Origin of the sequence: Microvirga flocculans ATCC BAA-817 (genome assembly GCF_000518665.1) — a bacterium.
Lineage (GTDB): Bacteria > Pseudomonadota > Alphaproteobacteria > Rhizobiales > Beijerinckiaceae > Microvirga > Microvirga flocculans.
This window is the reverse complement of sequence record NZ_JAEA01000006.1, coordinates 248,886-274,785: the sequence shown is the minus strand read 5'-3', so window position 1 is coordinate 274,785 and position 25,900 is coordinate 248,886. Positions and strand designations below refer to the sequence as shown.

The following is a 25,900-nucleotide window of genomic DNA, read 5'->3' as shown; positions in this document are numbered from 1 at the left end:
TATGCCAATGACAACCGCTATTGGAGAAACTCCCTTGTCTGCCGTCGATGACGGGCCCGAAGTCCTGAACCCGAAACATTGGCCGGTGCCGAAAGGCTATGCCAACGGCATGATGGCCGAAGGAAGAATCGTGGTCACCGGCGGCATCGTCGGCTGGGACGAGACCGGCGCTTTTGCGGACGGCTTCGTGGCCCAGGCCCGCCAGGTGCTGGAGAATATCCGCACCATCCTGGCCGAAGGCGGGGCCGAGCCCCGACATCTGGTGCGGCTGACCTGGTACGTGGTCGATATGGACGAGTACCTTGCCAACCTGCGCGAGCTGGGGCGAGCCTACCGGGAAGTGCTCGGGACCCATTATCCGGCCATGGCCCTCGTTCAGGTGGTCCGCCTCGTGGAGAAGGCGGCCCGCCTCGAAGTCGAGGCGACGGCCGTCGTGCCCGGCCGCTGAACCGCATTTCGGTGCCGAGCGCCGTCCCGACGACATATTCTGCGCACCAGATGCGACCGTTGCCGCGGAGAGGGAATTCTCCTGGCGGTGCCTGACTTTCACGCGCCGCCAGGAGCAAAGAAATTCGATTCTTTGATCTAGTATTACATGACCCTGAAAGGCTGAACTGCGAGGACGAATCAGACGTGTCTTAAGAGGGGCCATGCTTCAATCCAGCACCAAGGGTTCAGACGCTCCGCTGGCCGGCGAGCGGCATGACGATGCTGAAATGTTCGAATTGGCTCCCGTTTCTCTGTGGCTCGAGGATTACAGCGGTCTGAAGGCACTCTTCGATGAGTGGCGGCGGGCGGGTGTCGCCTCGCTCAGGGAGTATTTGCTGGAGGACACAGCGCGGGTCGAGACCTGCTCCAGCCTGATCCGAGTCATCAAGGTGAACCGCAAGACGCTCAGTCTTTTCGAGGCGAACGATCTGCCCCACCTGATCGACAATCTCGGCGAGATCTTCCGCAATGACATGCTCAAGGCTCATATCGATGAGCTTGTTCAGCTTTGGGACGGGCAAACGGAGTTCTTCAGCAATACGGTCAATTACACCCTGTCGGGCAAGCGGCTCGACATCCAGCTCAAAGGCAGTGTGCTCCCGGGACACGAGGACAGCTGGAACCGGGTGTTGATCGCCATCGAGGATGTGACGGAGCGCGAGACGGCAAGGCGTCGGCTGGCCGCCAGCGAAACCTACGCGCGGGGGCTTTTCGAGCATTCTCCCGTGTCGCTGTGGGTGGAGGATTTCAGCAGCGTCAAGAACCTGCTCGAGGATGTGCGCCGTCAGGGCATCGTCGACTTTCGCGTGTTCACCGACGTGCATCCGGAGTTCGTGATGCGATGCATGAGTGAGATCCGCGTGATCGATGTCAACCAGCATACATTGGAGCTCTTCGCCTCCCCTGACAAGGATACGCTCCTGCGGCGCCTCGGCGACGTCTTTCGCGATGAGATGCGCGATCACTTCAAGGAGCAGCTGATCGACCTCTGGAACGGAAAGATCTTCCAGCAGCGCGAAGTGGTCAACTACTCCCTCGCCGGAGACGAGCTTCACCTCCATCTGCAATTCTCCGTGCTGCCCGGCTACGAGGCAGATTGGTCGCTGGTTCAGGTCGCGCTGACCGACATCACCGCCCGCAAGCGAGCCGAGGCTTACCTGGAGTATCTCGGCAAGCACGACGTGCTGACCAAGCTCTACAACCGCTCCTTCTACGTCGATGAACTCAACCGCCTGGAGCGCAAGGGGCCGTTTCCCGTCACCATCATCGTCATCGACCTGAACGGATTGAAGGCGGCCAACGATCAGCTCGGGCATGCGGCCGGCGATGCTCTCCTGCGCCGCGCCGGCGAGGTGTTGAGCAAGGCCGTCGACAAGCCCTCCTGCGCGGCCAGGATCGGAGGCGACGAGTTCGTGCTGCTGATGCCGGGAACGGACGAGCGGGACGGTAAGGTCGTGTTGGACAGCATCGAGAACCTGATCGAGGTCAACAATCAGTTCTATACCGGGATGCCTTTGAGCTTTTCCATGGGAGCGGCCACGAGCCAGCCGGGAGAAAGGCTGGAGGCGGTGGTCAGGCGGGCCGATCTCATGATGTATGAAGCGAAGCGGGCCTATTATGAGTCGATCAAGGACGACGATACAGCCGCCGCTTCCTGAGATGTCAGGAGCGGGCAGCATGAGGAAGAATCCTCCTGGTGGCGACCGAGGGCCATGGATCGCGAAACGTTTCGACGCATCGACGAACGGGAGCGCGCCATGACCGCCTCCTCGCAACGGCCCCTTCAAGAGATGGCCGTTCCTCTGGTCGCAACGCTTCTGGTCGTTCTGTTCATCGCTCTCCAGTTCCTGGGGGCGCCCCGGGCGCTCGGCAATCTCAGCTTCATCGCCCCTGTGCAGACATCGAGTCCCAGGGCGACCATCGAGGGTTTCCGCGCCGATGTCGCGCGGGCCACCCGCGTGCTCATGGAGGCGTACCGGGAGAACAGGTCCGAGCCTGGCCTGTTCTGGAGCGAGAGCGTTGCGGGAAAGGTTGCGGAAGCCGACGCCTTGCTGTCCAGAGCTTCCCGAACCCTGGATCTGCGGGATATTCCTCCGGTCGAGCTCGAACATCGACGGCTCGAAGCGGTGCTGCTGTTGAAGGAGATCCTCGACCGGGTTCCGCTCCCCGAAGCACGCAGCATTCCCGGCGACGAGGATCTCGCGGGAAAGCCGCTGCCGAACTGGAATGTGCCCGGAACGGAAATCCGCATCGCGCGCATGGCAGACGGGCCCAGAGCGGGAGAATACCTTTTCTCCAGCGAGACGGTGGGCCAGCTCGAGAATGTCTACCGCCGGATCCGCAACGTGCCTAACGCGAGCGGAACGCAGGAAGATTTCTACGACTTCTTCAGCCAGTCGCCCGGCCATCTGCTGCCGCCGAAATCGTTCAGCGTGATCGAGGCCCTGCCGGAATCCCTGCGGATCGAGATCGAGGGACAGGCGATCTGGCAATGGATCGCGTTCATTCTCGTGACGGGCCTTGCGGTCGGATCGGTCGTCGGCATGCATTCTCTGGCGCGCGCCGCCAGCGCCTCGCAGAGCGGAACGGTGCAGGTTCTCGCCAACTCGATTACGCCAGGAACCGTAGCGGTGGCCGCGCTGTTCGTGCGCTACATGATCGACAACCAGATCAACCTGACGGGCCAAGTCAACAGCAGGATCGAGGAGATCGCCGAGGGCATCGCGTATATCGCCATGATCTGGGCGATTCTCGCCTTCTCCAATACGCTTGCCGGCAGGCTCTATCTTTCCGCGACGCAAAGCATCGACGCCCATCTCGCCAGGGCTGCCATCCGTCTTGCCGGTCTTTCCGGCGCCATCGTCCTCCTGATCTACGGCGCCTCCCATCTCGGGATTCCGCTGGCCGGTCTTCTCGCAGGCCTCGGCGTCGGCGGCCTCGCCGTCGCTCTCGCCGCGAAGCCGACGCTGGAGAACTTCATCGGCGGCCTGATCCTCTATGCGGACCGGCCCGTTCGCGTAGGCGACCTTTGCCGGTTCGGCAATCTCGAGGGCCGTGTCGAGGAAATCGGGATACGCTCGACACGCATCAGGGGGCTCGACCGGACCCTCATCACGATTCCGAACGCGACCTTCGTCAATATGAACATCATCAACCTGACCAGTCGCGACCGCATGCCCTATGACCGGGTGGTGGGGCTTGCGGCCTCGGATGCTGCGGCGATCCGGCATGAGATCGAGGCGATTGCCGCCCTTGTCGCGGAGCACCCGAAGATCGAGCGCGGGTCGGTCCGGGTCAGACTGCGCGAAGGCCACGAGGAAAAGCCGAAGGTCGAGATCCATGCTCTGATCGCCACCTCGAAATGGGACGATTTCCTGCAGATCCAGCAGGATATCGACCTGATGCTCCGCGACCACATGCTGGCTCGCACGGCCGTGACCGAGGATGCCTCGGCCACCAATGTAGTGGCGCTGAAAGACCCTGCCTGAACTGAAGGCAGGGGCTTCGCAGCTTCAGATGTCGATGGCGACAATCTCCGCCGTGGCTTGTCCGACCGGCACGGTATCGCCGACCTCCTTGCCCATGAGCGCCTGGGCGAGGGGCGACACGTAGGAGATCGTCCCTTCGGCCGGGTTCGCCTCATCCTCTCCGACGATCCGGTAGGTCTGCTGCCGTCCGTCCTCCCGTTCGAAAGTGACTTTCGAGCCGACACGGACATGCTCCGTGTCCGTTGGAACGGGCGCAACCTCCGCCGAGGCTCTGCGCAGGGACCAGTAGCGCAGGTCGCGGGAGAGACGGGCGATCTCAGCCTTGTCACCGGTGCCCTGGGCCTCGGCGAGGCGTTTGTTCAGGTCTTCGATCGCCTGATCCATCCGGGCAAGGCCCGATGGCGTCACCAGGTGGTGTGGGCTGACGGGGCGGTCCGGCAAATCCTCGAAAGCTTCGCCACCCTCGGACTCGCGAACAAAGGCACGGCTCATGGGCGCTTCCTCCGATCTTCGGATAAACGGTTCCGAGCCTGCTAAGTTTCCCGGCTAGCTCTTATGGGACCGCGCGCCGCAAACGGCCGACGATTCCTCCCGGGAAGGCATAGACGCTGATGACGAACAGCGCGCCGAGCCACAGGAGCCAGCGGTCGGGGTGGATGAGGTTGGGGAGCAGCGGAAGACCGGCGAGAGCCGAGCTTCCGGCCTCCATCAGGACCTGCAGGTAGCTTTGCGCCAGAACGAAGAGCGCCGCGCCGATGACCGCGCCATACATGGTTCCCATGCCGCCGATGACGACCATCAGCAGGATGTCGACCATGATCGAGAACGAGAGGGTGGTGTCCGGCCCGTTATAACGCAGCCACAGCGCCATGAGCGCGCCGGCGATTGTCGCCGCCAGGGCGGAGATGACGGAGGCCGCCGTCCGGTAGGCCACGACGCGATAACCGAGGGCTTCGGCCCGGAACTCGTTCTCGCGGATCGCCTGGAGCACGCGCCCGAAAGGCGAGTTCACGATGCGCAGGAGAGTCAGGAAGACCAGCAGCGAGACGAAGAAGACGAGATAGTAAGCCAGCAGCCGCCCATTGACCGCGGTTCCGAAAAGAGGCTCGGAGAGGAGCCGGAAGGCCGGGCGGAGCGCCTGCGGCAGCTGAAACGACAATCCGTCCTCGCCGCCCGTGAGGGACGACAGCTGAGAGGCCAGCACCGCGGCGGCGGAGGCCACGGCCAGGGTGATCATGGAGAAGAAGATGGCCCGCACCCTGAGCGAGAGGAGGCCGATGGCCACGGCCAGCACGGCCGAAAGGGCCAGGGCCGCAACCAGGCCGATGGCGGCCGAACCCCAGGTGGGGCCCAGGCGTTCGAGCGCGATGGCGATGCCATAGCCGCCGATGCCAAAGAACATGGTGTGAGCGAACGAAACGATGCCGGAATAGCCGAGCAGAAGGTCGTAGCTCGCCACCAGCACGATGAAGACGCAGATCTTCGCCGCCGTGCCGATGGGCTGGCTGCCGGAGAAGACGAACGGCGTGGTGGCCAGGACCAGCAGGATCGCGAGCAGAACGACGCTCAGCACCCGCGAACGGGGCAGGTCCGAGGACAGGACCGCACTCAGGAACCCGCCCTGCCGGCGGGTTTCGTCGAAGGGAAGGGCCGGGGATGAGGTCATCGACGCGCTACCGGAAAGAGGCCCTGCGGACGCCAGATCAGGACGAGGGCCATGACGAGGATGTTGGAGATCAGCGCCAGCTTCGGTTCGATGAAGCCGACATAATTGGCGACGAGGGCCACGAGCAGGGAGCCGACGAAGCAGCCGGTGATGGAGCCGAGGCCGCCGATGATGATGACGATGAACACCAGCACCATCACCTCCATGCCCATGCCGGCAGTGAGCGTCTGGCGGTAGAAGGCCCACATGACGCCGCCGAGTCCGGCGAGCGCCGATCCGGCGATGAAGACGCTCACGAAGAGGCGGCGGATGCGGTAGCCCAGAGCCTCGACCATTTCGGGGTTCTCGACGCCGGCCCGGATGAGCAGGCCGATCCGCGTGCGGTTGAGGAGCAGCTCCATGCCGAGGAAGACCGCGATGCCGATGACGACCGCCACGACGCGGTAGCGCTCCATGACGATGTCGCCGAACACGAAGGCGCCGCGCAGGGATTGCGGCAGCGGGATCGGGATCGGCGAAGCGCCCCAGATCGCGTGGATCAGCTGCTCGGTGACGATCAGCCCGCCCATGGTCACCAGGATCTGCTTCAGATGGCTGCCATAGACCGGGCGGACGATCACTCGTTCGAAGACCGCGCCGACGAGCCCCGTCACCAGCATGGCCGCCAGGATGCACAGCAGCAGGAGAGCGAGGTTCAGGCCGAGCGAATCCGCCTGCGCCCATCCCGCGAGAGGGCCGAGAACGAGGAGCGTGGCATAGGCGCCGAGGGAGATGAACACGCCATGGCCGAAATTGATGATGTCCATCAGGCCGAAGACGAGGGTGAGCCCCGACGCCATGAGAAAGATCATCATGCCCATGGCGAGGCCCGCGACGGTGAGCGTCACCCAGGTGGAGGGGCTGCCGACGAAGGGCAGCGCCAGGAGGGCCAGGGCCGGGATCAGGACGAGCGGGAGCCAATCCGTCTTGGCGCGGGGAAGCTCCGCCGGGGTGTTGGATTCGGCAGCCATGTCACTCATTGATGGGCATCCAGAGAAAGGCCGAGCAGGCGCTGTTGCAGGGCTTTGTCCGCCACGAGCTCGCTCATGGCGCCGGAATGCACGATGCGCCCGTCGTCCATGACGACCACGTTGTCGCCCAGCGCCGATGCCGCGTAGAAATTCTGCTCCACGAGCAGGATCGTCTCGCCTGCGGCCTTCAGGGCCTTGAAGGCCTCGATCATGCTGCGCACCATCACGGGAGCGAGCCCCTTGGTGGGCTCGTCGATGAGCAGGAGACGGCGCGGCTCCGCGATGGCGCGGGCGATGGCGAGCATCTGCTTCTGCCCGCCGGAAAGATTGCCCGCAGGCAGGTTCCAGAAGCGCTTGAGAGCGGGGAAAAGCCCCAGGATCCAGTCGAGTCTGTTCTTGTCGACGGGGCCGCTGCGGGCTGCGAGCACGATGTTCTCGCGCACGGTCAGATCGGTGAAAATCCCCATGGCTTCCGGCACGTAGCCGATGCCCGCGCGCGCGATGTCCGGGGTGGAGGCTGAGGTGATGTCCTTGCCGTCGAACCGGATCTGGCCCGACGAAGCCTGCCACAGGCCCATGATCGTGCGAAGCGTCGTCGTCTTGCCCGCGCCGTTGCGCCCGAGCAGCATCGTCAGCTGGCCCGAAGGTATCGCGAAATCCACCCCGTGCAGGATGTGGTAGGGGCCGATATGCGTGTGCACGCCGGACAATTGCAGCAGAGGCTCAGTCACGGGCGACCTCCACGCCGAGATAGGCTTCCTGCACCACGGGCGAGGCGATTACCTCGGCGGGCTCGCCATCGGCCACGAGGGTGCCGTTGTGCAGGACGATGATGCGGTCGGAGAGGGAGCGCACGACATCCATCTTGTGCTCCACCAGAAGGACCGTGGAATCGCCCCGCTGCTTGATGTCGTGAATGAGTTCGAGCACGGTCGGCACCTCGTCGACGCTCATGCCGGCGGTCGGCTCGTCGAACATGAAGACCTTGGGCTCCATGGCAATGAGCAGCGCGACTTCGAGCTTGCGCTGGTCGCCGTGGGAGAGCGCCTTCGGCGCGATGTGGCGCTTGTCCGCCAGGCGCACCCGCTCCAGGATGCTTTCGGCCTTCTCGATCAGGTCGCGGCGGCTGTTCCACACCTTGAAGAGCGACCATCCCGCGTCCGCCCGGCTCTGCACGGCGAGGCGCACGTTCTCAAGCGCGGTGAGCTGCGGAAAGAGATTGGTGAGCTGGAAGGCGCGTCCGAGTCCGCGCCGGGTGCGGGCGGAGGGCGGCAGTCCCGTGACGTCCTCGCCCTCGACGAGGACTTGGCCCGCGCTGGCTTTGAGCTGACCGGAGATGAGGTTGAAATACGTCGTCTTGCCGGCGCCGTTCGGGCCGACGATGGCCGTGAGCGTGCCGGGGGTGAACCGGCACGACACATCATTGACGGCCACATGGCCGCCGAAGCGAATGGTAAGCCCGCGCGTTTCGAGCGCGGGCGCCGTTGTCGTGGATGTGAATGTCACAGGTCTGATTAACGCTTGTTCCGGACCGGGATCGGCATCTTGTCGGCAGGGATGGTGGCCACGAGATCGAGCAGGTCGTTCGCATCCTTGCCGTTGGCCTTGACCTTGAAGTGATACATGTCCTGCAGCGCCTGGTGATCTTCCTTGCGGAAGGTCATCGGGCCCTTCGGGGTTTCGAAGGTCATGCCTTCCATGGCCGCGATCAGCTTCTCGGTATCCGTGCCGCCCGCCTTCTGGATGGCGGTGACGACGGCGGAGGCTGCCGCGAAGCCGCCCGCGGTGAAGAAGTCCGGCGGCGCGTTGAAGCGCTTCTGATGCTCGGCCACGAGCCAATCGTTCATCGGGTTCTTCGGGAAGGCATAGTAATAGTACACCGCGCCTTCCATGCCGGGATAGTTCTTGTAGATCTGCATGGCGGGCAGAATGTTGCCGCCGGGCGCGATCTCGATGCCGAAGCGCTCGGGCTTCAGATCGGCGATCTTCGGCAGCGGATGCTGACCGGCCCAGATGATGTTGATGATCTTCTTGCCCGGCTTGTCCTTGAGCGCGTCGAAGATGCGCTGGGCGGAGGCGGTGAAATCGGTGGCGTTCTGGGGCGCATATTCCTCGAACACGACCTTCGCATTCGGGCGGATCTGCGCGAGCGCGCTCTTGAGGGCGGCCACGCCGTCCTTGCCGAAGGCATAGTCCTGCGCCAGCGTCGCGATCGAAACATCGCCGCTCGCGGGAACGGCGGCCGCAGCGCCGTAGGCGTCCTGAGTCGAGTTGCGCGCGGTGCGGAAGATGAAGCGGTTCCACTTCTCGCCGGTGATCGCATCGGCCACGGCGGGCTCCACGATCAGGACCTTTCCGTTCTCTTCGGCCACAGGCAGCATGGCGAGCGCCGCAGCCGAGGAGGTGGTTCCGACGGCGAGATCCACCTTGTCGTCGTTATAGGCCTGCTCCAGCAGCGTCTTGGCGAGGTCCGCCTTGAGTTGGTCGTCCTTCACGATCACGTTGATCTTGCGGCCGTTGACGGTCATGGAGCCCTTGGTCAGATACTCCAGGCCCATCATGAAGCCGGCTTCGGTCTGCTTGGCGTAAGCTTCAAGCGGCCCGGTCTTGCCCGCGATGAGGGCGATCTTGATGTCTTGTGCGAAGGCTGCTGAGGCGAAAAGAATTCCTGCCGTAGCGGCAATGATGGTGGTCTTCAGGCGCATCGGACTCCCCGTGTCTTTGTTGCGCCATTGACGTCTTAGCGGAGGGAGGTGTCAAGCTCGACTCTCGGACCATCCGCAGGGAAATCCGGCGCTTCTGAAGTCTCGTCACGCCTCGGGCAGAACGGGCGTCTCGATGTCCTTCGCCTCGCGCCCGCGCCGTGCCGCTTCGCGCTCCAGCAGCAGAAGCACCAGGCCTGCCCCGCAGATGACGGCTGCCCCTACGAGCGTCCAGAACTCGACGATGTCGCCAAAGAACAGGTAGCCCAGAACGACGGCCCACACGATGAGCGTGTATTGATAGGGCGCGACGACGGAGGCGGGAGCGATCTTCAGCGAGCGGTTCACGCAGGCATGGCCCGCCATGGAGACGATGCCGAGCAGGAAGAGGCCCGTCAGTTCGAGCGGCGTCGGCGAGACCCAGGCAAACGGCGCGGTGACAAGGCCGAAAATCAGGGCGCCGAGAATCTGCCCGAGCACGAGCGTGGCGTCATGCGTTTCCCGCAGCTTGCGGGTCGTGATCATGAGCAGCGAGTAGAAAATGCTTCCCGTGAGAGCGATGAGGGCCGGCAGGGAAAGGGTCGCCGGCGACGGGCGCAGGGCGATCAGCACGCCCACGAAACCGAAGCCGATGGCGAGCATGCGCGGCTTGTCGATCTTCTCCCCGAGCCAGAACGCCGCGAAGGCGGCGACATAAATCGGTCCGGCCAGATAATAGGTCATCACGTCCGCGAGCGGCATGTAGGTGACCGCCCAGTAGAAACAGGCCACTTCCAGCGTCGACAGGGTGATCCGCACCGCATGCAGCCCAGGCTGCGGCGGAATGGCGAAGGGAACCCGCTGGCGGCGCATCAACGGCAGCAGAATCGCCAGGGCCGCGATGCTGCGCAGGAGCAGAACCTGCCCGACCGAATAGGTTGCGACGAGCCACTTGCCCATCACGTCGTTCACGGCGAACAGAAACACCCCCAGAAGCATCAGGCCGATGCCGATGAGGGCTCCAGAGCGCACCTTGTGCGCGGCGGATGAACCAGAGGGACTCATGGGGCGGATACATGATGGAAGCCGCGGGGATGCACAAGCGTTATGCAGCGCGCTCGCGCATTTTCGGCGAAGTGGGTCCGGTTCGTCGTCAAAGAATGGGCATGGCGAAGAGGAGAGCCGATTCCCCCGTCGGTGAAACCGGCTTTAAAAGGTTTTCGCTCCGTTGACGGGCAGCATGATGGCATAAAGCGAGGTCGTGGCGCAGATATAGAGCCGGTTCCGCTTCGGCCCGCCGAAGACGACATTGGCAACGGTCTCCGGGACCAGGATCTTGCCGATCAGGGGGCCGTCGCTCTCGTAGCAATGGACGCCGTCGCCGGCGCTGGTCCAGATCCGGCCCGCCTCGTCCAGCCTGAAGCCGTCGAACAGGCCTTGCGTGCAAGTGGCGAAGACCTCGCCGCCCGAGAGGCCGCCCGTGTCGTCGACGGAGAAGACGCGGATGTAGCGCGGGCCGTCCTTCACATGGGTCGCGCCCGTATCGGCGACGTAGAGGCGGGTCTCGTCCGGGGAGAAGGCAAGTCCGTTCGGCCGTACGAAGTCGTCGGCGACGATCCGCACCTCCCCGGTGTGAGGATCGATACGATAGACGTGGCAGGCTCCGATCTCGCTCTGAGCCTTGTGCCCCTCGTAGTCGGAATCGATCCCATAGGTCGGGTCCGTGAACCAGATCGATCCGTCCGACTTCACGACCACGTCGTTGGGGCTGTTGAAGCGCTTGCCCTGGTAATGGCTCGCCAGCACGGTGATGGAGCCGTCGTGCTCGGTGCGCGTCACGCGCCGGTTGCCGTGCTCGCAGGTGACGAGCCGTCCCTGGCGGTCGACCGTGTTGCCGTTGGAATAGCCGGAGGAGGGGCGAAAGACGCCGACCGCGCCCGAGGTCTCGTCGAAGCGCATCATCCGGTCGTTGGGGACATCGCTCCAGATCAGGGAGCGCCCGGCGGGAAAGTAGGCCGGTCCTTCCGCCCAGCGGCATCCCTCCGCCAGCTTCTCCAGGCAGGCCGAACCGATGAAGAGGCTCCGGAAGCGGTCATCGAGAACGACGGCGACGTCCCTGAGCATGGCGATCGGCATGGCTTGTCAGTGAGCCATAAGAACGGGGACGGTCGCATTGCCCAGGATATGGCTGGTCGCGCCGCCGAAGAACATCTGCCGCAGGCGGCTCTGGGTATAGGCGCCCTTCACCAGAAGATCGCAGCCGAGAGCGGCGGCCTCCTTCAGGATCGTTTCGCCAGCCCGGCTCGAAGGATCGGGGACCGTCATCGCCTCGGCAGGCATGTCGTGCATCCGCAAATGACGCGCAAGCTCCGCGCCGGACGGGCCGGGAACGCCCCAGTCCTCGAGTTCGAGGACGACGATGCGCCGCGCCTTCTTCAGCAACGGCATCGCTCCCAGCACGGCGCGGGCGGTTTCCGTACTCCGGTTCCAGGCGATGACGGCGGTCTCGCCGAAGCTGCGGGCGGGTGTGGGCGGAGCGATCAGCACCGGGCGTCCCGTCTCGAACAGGGCGGCCTCGACGGTCGAAAGGCGGGTCTGGCCGTTCGATCCGTCCGGGCGCCCCACCACGATCGCGTCGAAGACCCGTCCATAGGCTCCGAGATAAGCATCCTCCATCAGGCCGTCCTGCCGCCAGCCGGAGCTGAGGCCGGAAATGCCGGCGGCCGCGCGCGAAACCTGCTTCGCGCTCATGAACGCCTCGAAGCGCTCGCGGCAGGCGCGGGCCATCTCGATGCGGTTTTCGGGGGTGATGGGGGAGGGCACGCCGATGGCGATGTCCACCGGCAGAACCACCGGGTAATCGGGGGTGATCGCGATCCCCTCGACATAACTGTCGAACAGGCTGCCGATTTGCAGCGCGGTTTCCAGCTGGGACTCGACGTTGCCGTGGTCTTCGATCGGGACAAGGATGCTTTTCATAAAGATTATTGTCGCGCTTAACCCCCTCGTCGGCAAGGGGATTCGACAAAGGTGGAAGGAGGCCCGGCCGGGCCTGCGGGGTGTCCCTCGCTAGCGCAGGCTGAAATCCTTCGGGTTCCATGAGACCTTGGGATATTGCGGGTTCATGTCCGCGAGGGTCGCTTTGACGATCCCGGCAATGGCGGCGTTGCGGACCCATTTCCTGTCGGCCGGTACGATGTGCCATGGGGCCCATGGCGTCGAGCAGCGATGAAGCATCGTCTCATAGGCGTCCTGGTAGTCGTCCCAATGCTCCCTGTCCTCCAGATCGTCGGGGTTGAACTTCCAGTGCTTCGTCGGGTCGTCGAGGCGGTCCTGCAGGCGCTCCTTCTGCTCGTCCTTGGAGATATGCAGCATGAACTTGAGGATCGTCGTGCCATTCTCGGCCAGGGTCTTCTCGAAAGCATTGATCTGCTCGTAGCGCTGCTCGATCACCTCCTTGGGTGCGAGCTTGCGGACCTTTCCGATCAGGACATCCTCGTAGTGTGAGCGGTTGAAGATCCCTATCGTTCCCCGCCGGGGACACACGGCATGGACGCGCCAGAGAAAGTCATGGGCCAGTTCGAGTTTGGTCGGCGGGCCGAAGGCGTGAACCGAGACGCCCAGGGGCCCCGTGGCGTTGAAGACGCTGCGGATGGTGCCGTCCTTGCCCGAGGTGTCCGTGCCCTGAAGGACCACGAGCAGAGCCCGCGAGCCCTCCGCGTAGAGCCGGTCCTGCAGGACATCGATCTCCCGTGAAAGGGCTTCGGTGGCGATCCTGGTTTCCTGCTCGTCTGCGAACAGGGACTTGTCCCGCGCGTCGCGGTCCCGAAGACGGATCTTCTCGCCAGGTTTGACCCGCAGCTTCTCGATCAAGGCCTTTTCCTCATCCGTCATCGCCGTATCTCCGTGTCCGTCTCAGAACGATAGGGCAAACGGACGCCAAAGGAAGGTTTGGATCGTGACCGCACCACCCTTTACCGCTGGGCTTGCACAACTTACCAAGTGGTCATCAAGGTCCGTCGACAAGGGACGCACGCATGCTCGCGCTCTATTACTATCCCGGCAATGCCAGCCTTCTGCCGCATATGATGCTGCGGGAAATCGGAGCCGCGTTCGAGCTGCGCCTCGTGGATCGCACCAGCAACGGCCAGAAGAGCGCCGAGTATCTCAGGCTCAACCCCAATGGCCGCATCCCGGTCCTGGTCGATGGCGACCTCGTTCTGTTCGAGGCCGCAGCCATCGCCCTGTATCTCGCCGACAGGTTCCCCGAGGCGGGCCTTGCCCCCGCCATGGGCACGCCGGAGCGGGCCGCCTTCTACAAGTGGATGGTCCACCTGACGAACACGCCGCAGGCGGAGTATTACGCTTGGTTCTATCCGCATGCGCAGGTGAGCGACGAGGCCGCTGCGGTGGCCCTCAAGCAGGCCGCGGGCGAGCGGCTCGACCGCATGTTCGACGTGATCTCCGGGCAGCTCGGCGACCGGACCTGGCTTCTCGGCGAACGTTTTTCGGCGGCTGACCTGTTTCTCTTCATGCTGATCCGCTGGGGCCGTGGCATGCCGCGTCCGCCGCGCAGCCTTCCGAACCTGAATGCCCTGGCCGAGCGGGTCGTGGCGCGTCCCGCCGTCCAGCAGGCCCTCGAGGCCGAAGGGATCAAGGCTCCGTTGTTCTGAGGCCTATTCTTTGCGCCGCTTTGGCCGGAGAATCCGGCGTTCGGGAAGGACCTGACCGACCTTTGCGATCTCCGACCACGGATCCTTCTTAAGGGCCGTAAGGCGCTTCCTTAGGTTGGCGGCCGTAAAGCCGTTGGGCTTGAGCTCGGGCGTCAGTTCCTCCCATGAAACCGGCGTGGCCACAGGCGCTCCGGGGCGCGAGCGGGTGGAGTAGGGCGCGATGGCCGAAGCTTCCCGGTTGTTGCGCAGATAATCGATGAAGATCCGGCCTTCGCGCTCCTGCTTCACGGACGTGGTGGTGTACCGGTCCGGCTCGTCGGTAGCCATCGTCTCGGCAAAGGCTCGCGTGAAGGCGAGAGCATCCTTCCAGAGAGCCTTCGGCGTCAGGGGCACGACGACGTGAAGGCCCTTGCCGCCCGTTGTCTTCACGAAACTCTCGAGCCCGAGGGCTTTCAGGCGCTCGCGAACAGAGGAAGCTACATCGATCACGCGCATCCATGGCACGCCCTCGCCCGGGTCCAGGTCGAAGATCAGGCGGTCGGGGCGCTCCGGATCGGCGAGGGTCGAGCCCCATACATGCATTTCGAGGACACCGGACTGCACGAGCGCGATCACGCCCTGAATGTCGTGAACCGCCAGCACGTCCTGCTCGCCGTCCGCGTCAGGCATCAGGTTGCGGTGGATGAAGGAGCTCATCCCGGCCCAGGAATGGCGCTGCACGAAGCATTTCTTGCGCGAGCCGGATGGGCAGCGGATGAGGGTGAGGGGGCGGTCGGCCAGATGCGGCAGGAGCCAATCGCCGATGTCGAGATAGAACTCCGCCAGTTCCCGCTTGGTGAGGCCCTGGTCCTCCCACAGAACGCGATCCGGATTGCTGAGGCGCATCCCGGCGATCTCAACGTCATCCGCCTTCGCGGCCTTGCCCGAAGCGCTTCGCTTGGAAGGATTCTCCGTTCCCGGCGCTGCGGCCTTCTTCGCTGCATGGGCCCGTTTCGCAGGTCGCCTGGCGGAGCGAGCCGGTGCAATCTCGTCGAGCGAGCGCCCGGTTTTGACGGAAAGCGGCGCCTCTTCGAGGATATCCGGATCGTCCTCGGTGCGGGCGTAGGAATCGTCGGCCTTGATCAGAAGCCAGGATTCGTGCCGCTCGCGCGGGCGTTTCGCCATGCGGACGAGATGCCAGTCGCCTTTGAGCTTCTCACCGTCGAGGCTGAAGCTGAGGCGGCCTTTTTCATAACCCTCCTGGGGATCGCCCTCCGGCTTCCAGCTTCCCCGGTCCCATAGCAGGACGGTGCCCCCGCCATACTGCCCCTCCGGGATCGTGCCTTCGAAATCGCCGTAGGCGAGCGGATGGTCCTCGACCTGGACGGCCAGGCGCTTCTCGCCTTTGACGAGGCTCGGCCCCTTGGCCACCGCCCAGCTCTTCAGCACGCCGTCGAGTTCGAGGCGGAAATCGTAATGCAGGCGGGAAGCATCGTGCTTCTGTACGACGAAGGATGCGCCCCGGCGCCGGGAGGCCTTGCCTTCCGGTTCCGAGGTCCGTGTGAAATCGCGCTTGGCGCGATAGGCTGCGAGCTTTGCCATGGCGCAGGGTCTGATCCGGTGAGGTGACGACCGGTCTGCCGCGTGTTCGTGCGGCAAACAAGGATCAAACCCGTGCCATGCGCCCCGGTTCCAACCCTCAGGAGGCGAGGGGCTGGGCCGGGGCCTCGCTGTTGCCGCGCTCGGTGAGGAAGGCGGCCGCGATCAGGTCGCGGGTATAATCCTCACGCGGCCGCTCGAAGATCTCCGCGGCCGTGCCCCGCTCAACCACCTTGCCGCTCTTCATGACCATGATCTCGTCCGAGAGCGCGCGGACGACCGCGAGATCGTGGCTGATGAAGACATAGGCCAGGCCATGGGCCTTCTGCAGGTTGCGCAGCAGCTCGACGATCTCCTTCTGGACCGAGCGGTCCAGAGCGGAGGTCGGCTCGTCGAGAACGACGAGCTTCGGGTGCAGGATCATGGCGCGGGCGATGGCGATGCGCTGACGCTGGCCGCCGGAGAACTCGTGCGGAAAGCGGTTGCGCCATGCCGGGTCGAGCTGCACTTCCTCGAAGGCCTGCGCCGCGCGGCGGTCGCGCTCCTTTCGGGAAATGCTCGGCTCGTGGACGAGGAGGCCCTCCGTCACGATTTCGCCTGCGGTCATGCGCGGCGAGAGGGAGCCGAAGGGATCCTGGAAGACGAGCTGCAGGTGCCGTCTCAAGGGGCGCATGCCGCCCCGGTCGAGCGGCATGAGGTTGCGGTCCTCGAAGCGCACGAGGCCGGAGGCCGGTTGCAGGCGCAGGATGGCGCGACCCAAGGTCGACTTGCCGGAGCCGGATTCGCCGACGACGCCCACGGTCTCGCCGGCGCGGACCCGCAGGCTCACGTCGTCAACGGCTCGGAGCACGTGGGTCGCCTTGCCGAAGAAGCTCTTCTCCAGGGTGAACTGGACGCCGATGTTCTGGGCGTCCAGCACCACCGGCGCGTCGGCCGCGACGGGCTCCTTGCGCCCGGTCGGCTCGGCGTCGATGAGCATCTGGGTATAAGGATGCTTCGGCGCCGCGAAGATGTCGTTCGTCCGGCCGCTTTCGACGACCTCGCCGCGCTTCATGACATAGGTGCGGTCGGCAAAGCGGCGAACGACGCCGAGATCGTGGGTGATGAACACGATCGACATGCCGAGACGCTTCTGCAGATCCGCCAGAAGCTCGAGGATACGCGCCTGCACCGTCACGTCGAGAGCAGTCGTCGGCTCGTCGGCGATCAGGATGTCCGGATTGTTGGCGAGCGCCATGGCGATCATCACGCGCTGGCGCTGGCCGCCGGACATTTCATGCGGATAGGCATCGATGCGGCGGGCCGGATCGGGAATGCGGACGAGTTCCAGAAGCTCGATGGCGCGCTTGCGCGCCTCGGCCTTGCTGAGCCCCCCATGGGTCGTGAGCGGCAGGCTGAGCTGATCGCCGATCCGGTAGAGCGGATCGAGGGAGGTCATCGGCTCCTGAAAGATCATCGTGAGCTTGGAGCCGCGATACTTGTTGAGCCTGTCGGGCGAGAGGCCCACCAGCTCCTCGCCGCGGTACTTCACCGAGCCTTCAGCCCAGCCGTTCGAGGCAAGCAGGCCCATCACGGACATCATCGTCTGGCTTTTGCCCGAACCGGATTCGCCGACGATGGCGACGGTCTCGCCCGGATTGATGTCGAGATCGATGCCCTTCACCGCGTGGAGAATGCCGTCGCCCGTGCGGAAACGGACGTGAAGGTTGCGGACGGAAAGAACGGGTTCAGCCATGTCAGCGATCCTTCGGGTCGAGAGCATCGCGCAAGCCGTCGCCGATGAAGTTCAGGCAGAAGAGGATCGCGACAAGCGTGATGGAGGGATAGAGCAGCATCCAGGCAGCACCCTGGATGTTCTTGGCGCCTTCCGAGATCAGAACGCCAAGGCTGGTGTTGGGCTCCTGAACGCCGAGGCCCAGGAAGGAGAGGAAGCTCTCCAGAAGGATCACCTTCGGCACGAGAAGCGTCATGTAGACCACCACGGGGCCGAGCGTGTTCGGGATCACGTGACGGCGGATGATGCCCTTGGTCTCGACGCCCAGCGCCTCGGCCGCCTGCACGTATTCCTGCCGCTTGATGGAAAGCGTCTGGCCGCGCACGATGCGGGCCATGTCGAGCCATTCCACCGCGCCGACGGCGATGAACATCAGCACGAAATTCCGGCCGAAGAACACCACCAGCATGATCACGAAGAAGATGAAGGGGAGCGAGTAGAGGATGTCGACGATACGCATCATCACGAGATCGACGCGTCCCCCGAGATAGCCCGAGGTCGCGCCGTAGATCACGCCGATGAGGATCGCGACGAAGGTGGCGAGAAGGCCGATGGCGAGCGAGACCTGACCGGCTTTCATGGTGCGCGTGAGGAGATCGCGCCCGTTGGTGTCCGTGCCGAAGAAGAAATACTGCCGCTTCAGGGGGACGTCGACGACGAGTCGCTGGCCCTCCTGCTGCTTTTCCACGACGCGGGCAGGACCGAAGAGGTCCGAGCGCTCGAAATAGGCGAGCAGCCGTTCGTCGATGGGCCGGCTGCTCGAACTCACGAGCGTCATGCGAACGACATCGTTTTCGATGGCGATGTTCTCGGCCTTGGCGCGGACGCGGGCGCCGATTCGCTCGATGTTCGGCTCGATCTGGTCTGCTTTCGGGTAGGCTTCGAGACTCGCGGGCACCTTCACGTAATCCGAATAGACCCGGTCGAAGGGATGGCCCGTGAAAAGCGGACCGAAGATGCATGCGAGAGCGATCAGCGTCAGCACGACGATGCTGGTGAGCGCAGCACGGTTGCGGATCAGACGCCCGCGGGCCTCGGCCCAAAGGGATCGTCCGGTGACGGGGCCCGTCATGGTCTCGACGGGAAGAACGGCGCCTTCAGCCATGGGAGCCTCACTCGTAGCGAATGCGCGGATCGATAAGCGCGTAGAGGATATCGACCACGAGGTTGAAGAGCAGAACGAAGACGGCCACCACCACGACGGTGCCCATGACGAGGGTATAGTCGCGGTTGAGGGCGCCCTCGACGAAGTAGCGCCCGATCCCCGGCAGGCCGAAGATGGTCTCGACCACCACTGATCCGGTGAGCAGGGCGGCGGCCGCAGGGCCGAGATAGGACACCACGGGCAGGGCCGCGCCGCGCAGGGCGTGGGTGACGATGACGCGGGTGGGCAGGCCCAGTGAGCGCAGGGTGCGGATATGGTTCGAGCGCAGGTTCTCGATCATGGCCGCGCGGGTCATGCGGGCGACGACCGCGATCTGCGGCAGGGACAGCACCAGAACCGGGAGAATGAGGTTGCGCACGCTTCCGTTGCCCCAGCCGGCCACGGGCAGCCAGGCGAGGGCGAGGCCGAAGACGATCTGAAGGACCGGGGCGACGACGAAGTTCGGAATGGTCAGGCCGAGAGCGCCCATGCCGGTGACCAGATAGTCGACGGTGCTGTTCTGGCGAAGCGCCGCGATGGAGCCGAGGGTGCCCCCGACGATGATGGCGAGGGAGAGAGCCAGTGAGCCCAGGGTGATCGAGACGGGCAGACCGCGGGCGAACAGCTCGCCGACCGAGAAGTCGCGGAGAATGAAGGAGGGGCCGAAATCGCCCCGCAGCACGGCTGCCAGATAGAGCCAGTACTGCTCGATCAGCGGCTTGTCGAGCTGATAGATCCGATTGAGGTTTTCCATCACTTTGGCTTCGAGAGGCCGTTCCAGATCGAACGGTCCGCCGGGGGCGAGCCGGATCAGGAAGAACGAGATGGTGATGATGATGAAGAGGGTAGGGATGGCCGACAGAAAGCGGCGAAGGATGAAGGAGAGCACGGGAAGCTCCTCCTGCTGCTGCAGCAGAACAGTAAAAGAATAGGGCGGCCTGACGCGCAGACCGCCCCTTTATCAGATTTATTCTTACTGCGTCTTCGACAGATACCGCGTCGGATAGACGCCGCGGGTATTCAGTACGAAGCCCTGGATCTTCGGCGAGATCAGGTTGCTCTTGCCGTAGTACATGATCGGAATCCAGGGCATGTCCTTCATGAGGATGGTCTCGGCCTTCTTCATGATGTCGGCGCGCTTCTTCAGATCGAGCTCCTTGGTGGACTGATCGAAGAGCTTGTCGAACTCCGGATTGTTGTACTTGCCGTAGTTGAAGCCCCTGTTGTCGCTCTTGAGGAGGAACAGGAAGTTGTTCGGATCGGAGTAGTCGGCGATCCAGCCGTAACGGGCCACGTCGAAGTCGCCGCCATCGCGCAGGTGCGCGAAATGGGTCTTGCCGTCCGTGTTGATGAAGGACGTTTCGACGCCGATCTGCTTCCACTGGTCGGCGACGGCGATGACCGAGTTACGGTTGTTGTCCGTCGTGTTGTAGCGGATCTCGACCTTCAGCGGCTTGCCCGGGCCGAAGCCGGCTTCCTTGAGGAGGGCCTTGGCCTTTTCCTCACGGTCGATCGGCGACGCGTCCTTGTACTCCATGTAGGCCGGCTCGCCGTAGTTGCCCAGGCCCGGGGGCATGAACGAATAGCCCGGCTGCATGGTCTGGCCCCAGATCTCGCTCGCGATGAACTCGCGATCGATGGCCATGGAGAGAGCCTGGCGCACGCGCACGTCGTTGAACGGAGCCTTGGAGGAGTTCACCACCAGGTACCAGGTGCCGAGATACGGGCCGAGCTTGACCTGTTCCTTGAAGCGCTCCTTGAGCGTCTTGATCTGGTTGGCCGGAAGCTCGTCCATGCTGTCGAGCTCACCCGCCTCGTAGCGGCGAACGGCGGCGGCGAGATCCGGATGCGGGATGAAGTTGACCGTATCGATCTTGACGTTCTTGGCGTCCCAGTAGTTCTCGTTCTTCACGAGCTTGATGTGGGAGTTCGGCACGAACTCGGCGAGCTTGTAGGCGCCGTTCGAAACCATGTTGCCCGGCTTCACGAAGTCCTTGCCGAACTTCTCGACCGAGGCCCTGTGAACGGGAAGGCTGGTCTGGTGCGTCAGGAGCTCGATGAAGTAGGGGGTCGCGGCCTCGAGGGTGATCTCGACGGTCTTCGCGTCCACGGCCTTCACGCCGAGTTCCTCGGGCTTGCCCTGGCCCTTGTTGATTTTTTCGGCGTTCTTGATGGGGTAGAGGATGTTGGCGTATTTCGCGCCCGTCGCCGGATCCATGATGCGGCGGTAGGAATAGACGAAATCTTCCGCCGTGACCGGATCGCCGTTCGACCACTTGATGCCGTCGCGAAGGGTAAAGCGGTAGGTGAGGCCGTCGTCGCTCACTTCCCACTTCGCGGCCTGGCCGGGAATGGCCTCGCCCTTGGCGCTGTAGGCCACCAGGCCTTCCAGCAGGTCGCGCAGGATGTGCGCTTCCTGGACCGTCGAGGTCTTATGGGTGTCGAGGGTTTCCGGCTCGCCGGTGTTGCCGCGATTGTAGACGACTTCGGCCGACGCGGCGCTCATGAGAGCGACCGTGGCGACGGCGGCAAGAGCCGTGCGTTTGATCCATGATGACATTGGACGCGTTCCCTTTCCTGGTTATTCAGGGTTTTTGAATGTCTTCGGTCAGAGCCGGTTAAGGCAGTAACCTTGTCCTATTTGTTGATCAATCAACTGTTTATGTCCAGTACTATCCCGAAAATTAAGTAATTCCTTGAAACATAAAGGGTTAGGGGTGTGGAGAAGCCTCAGGCCCCCGTGTCGAAGACCAGTCCGGCCGCCTCGATCCCGGCAGCCGCAGCGATTTCATCGTTGTCGGATGTGTCGCCGGAGACGCCGACCGAGCCAAGGATCCGGCCTTGGCCGTCCTTGATAAGAACCCCGCCCGGAACCGGCACGAGCTGCCCGCCCGCCGCATGGGTCGCGGAGGCGATGAAATAGGGGCGGTCGAGAGCCATCTTGTGAAGGGCGCGGGAGCCGACCCCCAGGGACAGGGCGCCATAGGCCTTGCCCATGGCGATTTCGGCGCGCTTCAGGCTGGTGCCGTCCTCGGCGAGGAGAGCCTTGAGGGCGCCGCGCGCGTCGTAGACCACCACGGCCAGCGGCTTGAAGGATTTTTCCCGCGCGGTCTTGAGCGCGGCGACCGCGATCGTCTGGGCCTTTTCAAGGGAAAGTTCGGTCACGCGGTTCCTCCATGATGTGGTTGTCGGTGCGGAATGCACCTCTTAGCGGGTGACGGTCTCACGCGCAGCGAGCCAGGTTGCCACGGCCTTGCGCTCGTCCAGGGTCATCTCGGTGATGTTGTTAGGCGGCATGGCATGGGTGAGCACGCTCTGGATCCGGATGAGATCCGCATGCCGCGCGATCTGCTCGGGGGTGTCGAGCCGCACCCCCTTGGGGGCAGCGGGAATTCCGTCCCAGACAGGCTCCTCCGCATGGCACATGGAGCACCGGGACTGGATCGCGAGCACCGCCTCCTCGAAGGAGGCGGTCACGGCCGCGGGCGTTGGATCCGCTGGAGCCGCGGCCAGATTGGCGTTGCCGGGCTTGCCGATGATCGACAGCCAGACGGCGAGGGCGACGGAGGCCGCCGCGACGCCCCAGGTCCACCAGGGCGAGCCCTTGCCGGCATGCTGCGAATTGAAGAAGTGCCGGATCGCCGCGCCTGCGATGACGATCAGCCCGATAATCCCGACGGCATAGCGCGACGACCAGGCCAGCGGGTAATGGTTCGACAGCATCAGGAAGATGACGGGGAGCGTCAGGTAGTTGTTGTGCGTCGAGCGGAGCTTGGCCTCCTTGCCGAGCTTCGGGTCGGGCGAGCGGCCTGCCAGAAGGGCCGCCACCACTTTCTTCTGGTTCGGGATGATGATGAAGAAGACGCTCGCCGACATCCAGGTGGCGATCATCGCGCCGGTATGGAGGAAAGCTGCGCGCCCATTGAAGACCTGGGTGAAGGCGAAGGCCGCCAGGAGAATGTAGACGAAAAGCCCCACGCCGAGGGCAGGGCCGTTCTTGCCGAGCGGCGACCGGCACAGCCCCTCATAGACGAACCAGCTCAAGGCAAGGCCGCCGATGCCGATGACCGGCGCCTGCCAGGGCGCAAGCGCCCGCACGGCCGGATCGATGGTGTAGAGATCCGCATGGAGGTAATAAACCCAGACGATGAGGAAAAAGCCGCTGATCCAGGTAGAATAGCTCTCCCACTTGAACCAGGTCAGCTCCTTCGGCATTTCCGGCGGCGCAACGAGATATTTGCGCATGTTGTAGAAGCCGCCGCCATGGACCTGCCAGGCCTCTCCGCCGACGCCTTCCGGCAGGCCCTCCCGCTTCTTCAGGCTCAGGTCGAGATGGATGAAGTAGAAGGACGAGCCGATCCAGGCGATGGCCGTAATCACATGGATCCAGCGGATGATCTGGCTGATCCATTCGGAAAGTTGCGGGTCGATCATGCAGCCACTTGAACGCTATCAGGGGCGCGTAGCGTAGGGCGGCGCTCTCATTTGCGAAAGGCCCGCCCCGGCTCTTTTTCAACAGGAAGTCCGCCCTGGAAGCCCGGTCTTTCCGCGCCCGGGCCGGCGAAGGCGGCTTGACGCGGGGGCAGTGGACCGGGACATTCCCAAGGCCTTCCAGAGGCATTCTTTCATCCGCGAGGTTTCATGGGACGCTTGTCCACCCACGTTCTGGATACCGTCAACGGCAGGCCCGCCAAGGGTGTCGCCATCGAGCTTTTCGCCGTCGAGGGAGGGCAGCGCCGCTCCGTCGTGCGCACGGCCACCAATGCCGACGGGCGCACCGATGCGCCCCTGATGGCGGGCGATGCGTTCCGGACGGGCACGTATGAACTCGTCTTTGAGATCGGCCCTTATTACAAGGGGCTCGGAGCGGCCCTGGCCGAGCCGCCGTTCCTGGATGTCGTCCCGATCCGCTTCACCATCGCCGAGCCCGACGGGCATTATCACGTTCCGCTCCTCGTTTCGCCCTGGGCCTATTCCACTTATCGAGGAAGCTGACCGTGCCTGACATCACCTATCCCCGCGACCTCGTCGGCTATGGCCGCACGCCGCCCCATCCGCGCTGGCCGAACAAGGCCCGGATCTGCGTCCAGTTCGTGATCAATTACGAAGAGGGCGGCGAGAACAGCATCCTTCACGGCGACCGGGCCTCCGAGGCGTTCCTGTCGGAGATCGTGGGCGCGCAGCCCTGGCCGGGGCAGCGGCACATGAGCATGGAGTCGATCTACGAATACGGCTCCCGCGCCGGCTTCTGGCGACTCTGGCGGATGTTCACCGAGCGCAGCATGCCGGTCACGGTCTATGGCGTCGCCACGGCCCTCATGCGCAACCCGGAAGCGGTCGTGGCGATGAAGGAGGCGGGCTGGGAGATCGCGAGCCACGGCCTCAAGTGGATCGACTACCGGGATTTCTCCTCGGAGGAGGAGAAGGCCCACATGAACGAGGCCATTCGCATCCACACTGAGGTGACGGGCGAGCGCCCGCTGGGATGGTACACGGGCCGCACATCGGAGCATACCAACCGCCTCGTGGCGGAGGAGGGCGGCTTCCTCTACAGCGCCGATTCCTACGCGGACGAGCTGCCCTACTGGGAGCGGCACGGCAACCGCCAGCAGCTCATCGTCCCCTATACGCTGGACGCCAACGACATGCGCTTTGCGACCCCGCAGGGCTTCAATGCGGGCGACCAGTTCTTCGCCTATCTCAAGGACAGTTTCGACGTCCTCTATGCGGAAGGCGAGACCGCGCCGAAGATGCTGTCGGTCGGGCTCCACTGCCGTCTCGTCGGCCGCCCCGGACGGGCGGCGGCGCTCGCCCGCTTCCTGGATTACGTCATGTCCCATGACGATGTCTGGGTGGCAAGGCGCATCGACATCGCGCGGCACTGGATCCGGCATCACCGCCCGGCGGACCTGAAGCCCAGCACCATGACCCGCGCGCTGTTCGTGGAACTCTTCGGGGACATTTTCGAGCATTCGCCCTGGATCGCGGAGCGCGCCTTCGATGCCGGGCTCACGCCGGGACAGGATACGGCGGAGGGGCTTCATGCAGCCATGGTCCATGCGCTCTCGGAAGCAGGCCATGCGCAGAAGCTCGCGCTCATCAACGCGCATCCCGATCTGGCCGGACGCCTGAAGCTTGCCGATCTCACCGCCGATTCCCGCCACGAGCAGTCCTCGGCGGGGCTCGACACGCTGACCGAGGACGAGCGCGACCGGTTCCTGAAGCTCAACGATGCCTACAAGCGGAAATTCGGCTTCCCCTTCATCATGGCGGTCAAGGGCCGCTCGAAGGACGAGATCCTCGCCGCCTTCGAGGAGCGGCTGGAGCACGAGCCGGAGCAGGAGTTCGATACGGCCATCGTGCAGATCGAGCTCATCGCCCTTCTCCGGCTGAAGGACAGGCTTCCTTCCCTGGCGGACGTGTTCTCCAGCATCGCTTAAGCGGAACCGTTGCGGGCGATCGCGCGTCTTCGTCTCAGCTTGGCGATCTGAAGCCGAGTGGAGCGAGAGGAGGACGACGTGGGTCTTTTCAAGTTCATCAAGGAGGCGGGCGCCAAGATCTTCGGCGGAGGCGCTGCCGCCGCCACGCCGGAGACGCTGCAGCAGGAAGTCCAGGGCCATGGGTTCGATGCGAGCAAGCTCGGAATCCAGGTCGAGGGCGACAAGGTGAAGCTTTCGGGGCAGGCGGTCAGCCAGGAGGAAGCCGAGAAGATCATCCTGTCTCTCGGCAACACCTATGGCGTCGCCGAGGTGGATACCTCCGGGCTTCAGATTCAAAAGCCTTCCACGCCCTCGACCATGTACACGGTGCAGAAGGGCGACACGCTCTGGGCGATTGCGGAGAAACACTATGGCAAGGGCAAGGGCGCGAAATACACGGAAATCGTGAAGGCCAATTCTCCGCCCGTGAAGGATCCGGATTTGATCCAGCCGGGCTGGGTGCTGCGGATCCCGCCGCTCCCGTAAAGCCCTATCCCGATTGCGCGTCTCCCTGTCGTGCCGCTATGAACGGCCATGACAGGGAGGGGCTTCCATGACCGAAGCATTGAGAATCGTCGATCTCGACCGCGAGACCGTCAAGCAGGGGCTGCGTGACGCAACGCTCGTCCTGGTCGACGTGCGCGAGCCGCACGAGTTCGCCGCCGGACATATTCCAGGTGCCGTTTCTCACCCGCTCTCGTCCTTCGATCCTTCGGCCTTGCCGGAGGGCAAGCGAATCGTCTTTTCCTGCGCAGCCGGCGTCAGGTCGCTGAGGGCTCTCGAATTCGCCCAGGCGGCGGGCCGGGACATCCGCGAACATTATCGGGGCGGGTTCAGGGATTGGGTTCTGGCGGGCGAGCCGGTCGAGTAGCGGCTCACGCAGCGGGACTTCACAGAGATGTGTTCTCAGGTGGAGTG

The 25,900-nt window shown here is 64.1% G+C and carries 25 protein-coding genes; 8 read left to right on the top strand and 17 right to left on the bottom strand.

Going from position 1 to position 25,900, the window contains the following annotated elements:
• Positions 1-7 precede the first annotated feature (7 nt).
• The 3 genes from L879_RS0108195 (at position 8) to L879_RS0108185 (ending at position 3,977) form a co-directional block, all read left to right on the top strand.
• Positions 8-448: a RidA family protein gene (locus L879_RS0108195; RefSeq protein ID WP_154664136.1), complete on the top strand. Its 441-nt coding sequence runs from the start codon at positions 8-10 to the stop codon at positions 446-448.
• Between the two features lie 202 nt (positions 449-650).
• A complete protein-coding gene (locus L879_RS0108190; protein WP_027315671.1) occupies positions 651-2,147 on the top strand; it encodes a sensor domain-containing diguanylate cyclase in 1,497 nt (498 codons plus the stop codon).
• 54 nt (positions 2,148-2,201) lie between these two features.
• On the top strand, positions 2,202-3,977 hold the full coding sequence (locus L879_RS0108185) for a mechanosensitive ion channel family protein (RefSeq protein WP_027315670.1): 1,776 nt from the start codon (positions 2,202-2,204) through the stop codon (positions 3,975-3,977).
• Between the two features lie 24 nt (positions 3,978-4,001).
• Here L879_RS0108185 and greA read toward each other — a convergent pair whose 3' ends face one another.
• From greA to L879_RS0108135, 10 genes are all read right to left on the bottom strand, one after another.
• Positions 4,002-4,469, bottom strand: a complete 468-nt coding sequence (gene greA, locus L879_RS0108180) for a transcription elongation factor GreA (protein WP_027315669.1) — start codon at positions 4,467-4,469, stop codon at positions 4,002-4,004.
• Between the two features lie 61 nt (positions 4,470-4,530).
• Positions 4,531-5,643, bottom strand: coding sequence for a branched-chain amino acid ABC transporter permease (locus L879_RS0108175; RefSeq protein WP_051435159.1), 1,113 nt, complete (start codon positions 5,641-5,643; stop codon positions 4,531-4,533).
• Positions 5,640-6,662 carry a branched-chain amino acid ABC transporter permease gene (locus L879_RS0108170; RefSeq protein WP_027315667.1) on the bottom strand — a complete coding sequence of 341 codons (1,023 nt, stop codon included), beginning with the start codon at positions 6,660-6,662 and terminating at the stop codon, positions 5,640-5,642. Before L879_RS0108170 ends, L879_RS0108175 begins: the two co-directional genes overlap by 4 nt.
• Positions 6,659-7,384 carry an ABC transporter ATP-binding protein gene (locus tag L879_RS0108165; RefSeq protein WP_027315666.1) on the bottom strand — a complete coding sequence of 242 codons (726 nt, stop codon included), beginning with the start codon at positions 7,382-7,384 and terminating at the stop codon, positions 6,659-6,661. The genes L879_RS0108170 and L879_RS0108165 overlap by 4 nt, the downstream gene beginning before the upstream one ends.
• Positions 7,377-8,159: an ABC transporter ATP-binding protein gene (locus tag L879_RS0108160; protein ID WP_027315665.1), complete on the bottom strand. Its 783-nt coding sequence runs from the start codon at positions 8,157-8,159 to the stop codon at positions 7,377-7,379. The genes L879_RS0108165 and L879_RS0108160 overlap by 8 nt, the downstream gene beginning before the upstream one ends.
• A gap of 8 nt (positions 8,160-8,167) precedes the next feature.
• On the bottom strand, positions 8,168-9,358 hold the full coding sequence (locus tag L879_RS0108155; protein ID WP_027315664.1) for a substrate-binding domain-containing protein: 1,191 nt from the start codon (positions 9,356-9,358) through the stop codon (positions 8,168-8,170).
• Positions 9,359-9,463: 105 nt separating this feature from the next.
• The gene (locus tag L879_RS0108150; protein ID WP_027315663.1) at positions 9,464-10,399 is read right to left on the bottom strand and encodes a DMT family transporter; all 936 of its coding nucleotides are present in this window, start codon (positions 10,397-10,399) and stop codon (positions 9,464-9,466) included.
• A 144-nt stretch (positions 10,400-10,543) separates the two neighbouring features.
• On the bottom strand, positions 10,544-11,470 hold the full coding sequence (locus L879_RS0108145; RefSeq protein ID WP_245265188.1) for an SMP-30/gluconolactonase/LRE family protein: 927 nt from the start codon (positions 11,468-11,470) through the stop codon (positions 10,544-10,546).
• A gap of 6 nt (positions 11,471-11,476) precedes the next feature.
• Positions 11,477-12,313 carry a universal stress protein gene (locus L879_RS0108140; RefSeq protein WP_027315661.1) on the bottom strand — a complete coding sequence of 279 codons (837 nt, stop codon included), beginning with the start codon at positions 12,311-12,313 and terminating at the stop codon, positions 11,477-11,479.
• Positions 12,314-12,403: 90 nt separating this feature from the next.
• The gene (locus L879_RS0108135) at positions 12,404-13,228 is read right to left on the bottom strand and encodes a polyphosphate kinase 2 family protein (RefSeq protein WP_027315660.1); all 825 of its coding nucleotides are present in this window, start codon (positions 13,226-13,228) and stop codon (positions 12,404-12,406) included.
• Positions 13,229-13,371: 143 nt separating this feature from the next.
• On the opposite strand from L879_RS0108135, the gene L879_RS0108130 reads away from it, so the two are divergent.
• Positions 13,372-14,007: a glutathione S-transferase family protein gene (locus L879_RS0108130; protein ID WP_027315659.1), complete on the top strand. Its 636-nt coding sequence runs from the start codon at positions 13,372-13,374 to the stop codon at positions 14,005-14,007.
• Positions 14,008-14,010: 3 nt separating this feature from the next.
• On the opposite strand, the gene ligD is transcribed toward L879_RS0108130, so the two are convergent.
• The 7 genes from ligD to L879_RS0108095 all read right to left on the bottom strand — a co-directional run bounded on the left by ligD (position 14,011) and on the right by L879_RS0108095 (position 22,937).
• On the bottom strand, positions 14,011-15,588 hold the full coding sequence (gene ligD / locus L879_RS20975; RefSeq protein ID WP_035458998.1) for a non-homologous end-joining DNA ligase: 1,578 nt from the start codon (positions 15,586-15,588) through the stop codon (positions 14,011-14,013).
• Positions 15,589-15,685: 97 nt separating this feature from the next.
• Positions 15,686-17,320: an ABC transporter ATP-binding protein gene (locus tag L879_RS0108120; RefSeq protein ID WP_035458996.1), complete on the bottom strand. Its 1,635-nt coding sequence runs from the start codon at positions 17,318-17,320 to the stop codon at positions 15,686-15,688.
• A gap of 1 nt (position 17,321) precedes the next feature.
• On the bottom strand, positions 17,322-18,464 hold the full coding sequence (locus L879_RS0108115) for an ABC transporter permease subunit (protein ID WP_027315657.1): 1,143 nt from the start codon (positions 18,462-18,464) through the stop codon (positions 17,322-17,324).
• 7 nt (positions 18,465-18,471) lie between these two features.
• Positions 18,472-19,392: an oligopeptide ABC transporter permease OppB gene (gene oppB / locus L879_RS0108110; RefSeq protein ID WP_027315656.1), complete on the bottom strand. Its 921-nt coding sequence runs from the start codon at positions 19,390-19,392 to the stop codon at positions 18,472-18,474.
• A gap of 84 nt (positions 19,393-19,476) precedes the next feature.
• The gene (locus tag L879_RS0108105) at positions 19,477-21,063 is read right to left on the bottom strand and encodes a peptide ABC transporter substrate-binding protein (protein ID WP_027315655.1); all 1,587 of its coding nucleotides are present in this window, start codon (positions 21,061-21,063) and stop codon (positions 19,477-19,479) included.
• 170 nt (positions 21,064-21,233) lie between these two features.
• Positions 21,234-21,668, bottom strand: coding sequence for a GlcG/HbpS family heme-binding protein (locus L879_RS0108100; protein ID WP_027315654.1), 435 nt, complete (start codon positions 21,666-21,668; stop codon positions 21,234-21,236).
• Between the two features lie 42 nt (positions 21,669-21,710).
• Positions 21,711-22,937 carry a urate hydroxylase PuuD gene (locus tag L879_RS0108095; RefSeq protein ID WP_027315653.1) on the bottom strand — a complete coding sequence of 409 codons (1,227 nt, stop codon included), beginning with the start codon at positions 22,935-22,937 and terminating at the stop codon, positions 21,711-21,713.
• A gap of 207 nt (positions 22,938-23,144) precedes the next feature.
• On the opposite strand from L879_RS0108095, the gene uraH reads away from it, so the two are divergent.
• The 4 genes from uraH (at position 23,145) to L879_RS0108075 (ending at position 25,853) form a co-directional block, all read left to right on the top strand.
• Positions 23,145-23,498, top strand: a complete 354-nt coding sequence (gene uraH, locus L879_RS0108090) for a hydroxyisourate hydrolase (RefSeq protein WP_027315652.1) — start codon at positions 23,145-23,147, stop codon at positions 23,496-23,498.
• Between the two features lie 11 nt (positions 23,499-23,509).
• Positions 23,510-24,943: an allantoinase PuuE gene (puuE, locus tag L879_RS0108085; protein ID WP_183501343.1), complete on the top strand. Its 1,434-nt coding sequence runs from the start codon at positions 23,510-23,512 to the stop codon at positions 24,941-24,943.
• Between the two features lie 78 nt (positions 24,944-25,021).
• On the top strand, positions 25,022-25,468 hold the full coding sequence (gene lysM, locus L879_RS0108080; RefSeq protein WP_027315650.1) for a peptidoglycan-binding protein LysM: 447 nt from the start codon (positions 25,022-25,024) through the stop codon (positions 25,466-25,468).
• Between the two features lie 79 nt (positions 25,469-25,547).
• The gene (locus L879_RS0108075) at positions 25,548-25,853 is read left to right on the top strand and encodes a rhodanese-like domain-containing protein (protein ID WP_027315649.1); all 306 of its coding nucleotides are present in this window, start codon (positions 25,548-25,550) and stop codon (positions 25,851-25,853) included.
• Positions 25,854-25,900: the final 47 nt, after the last annotated feature.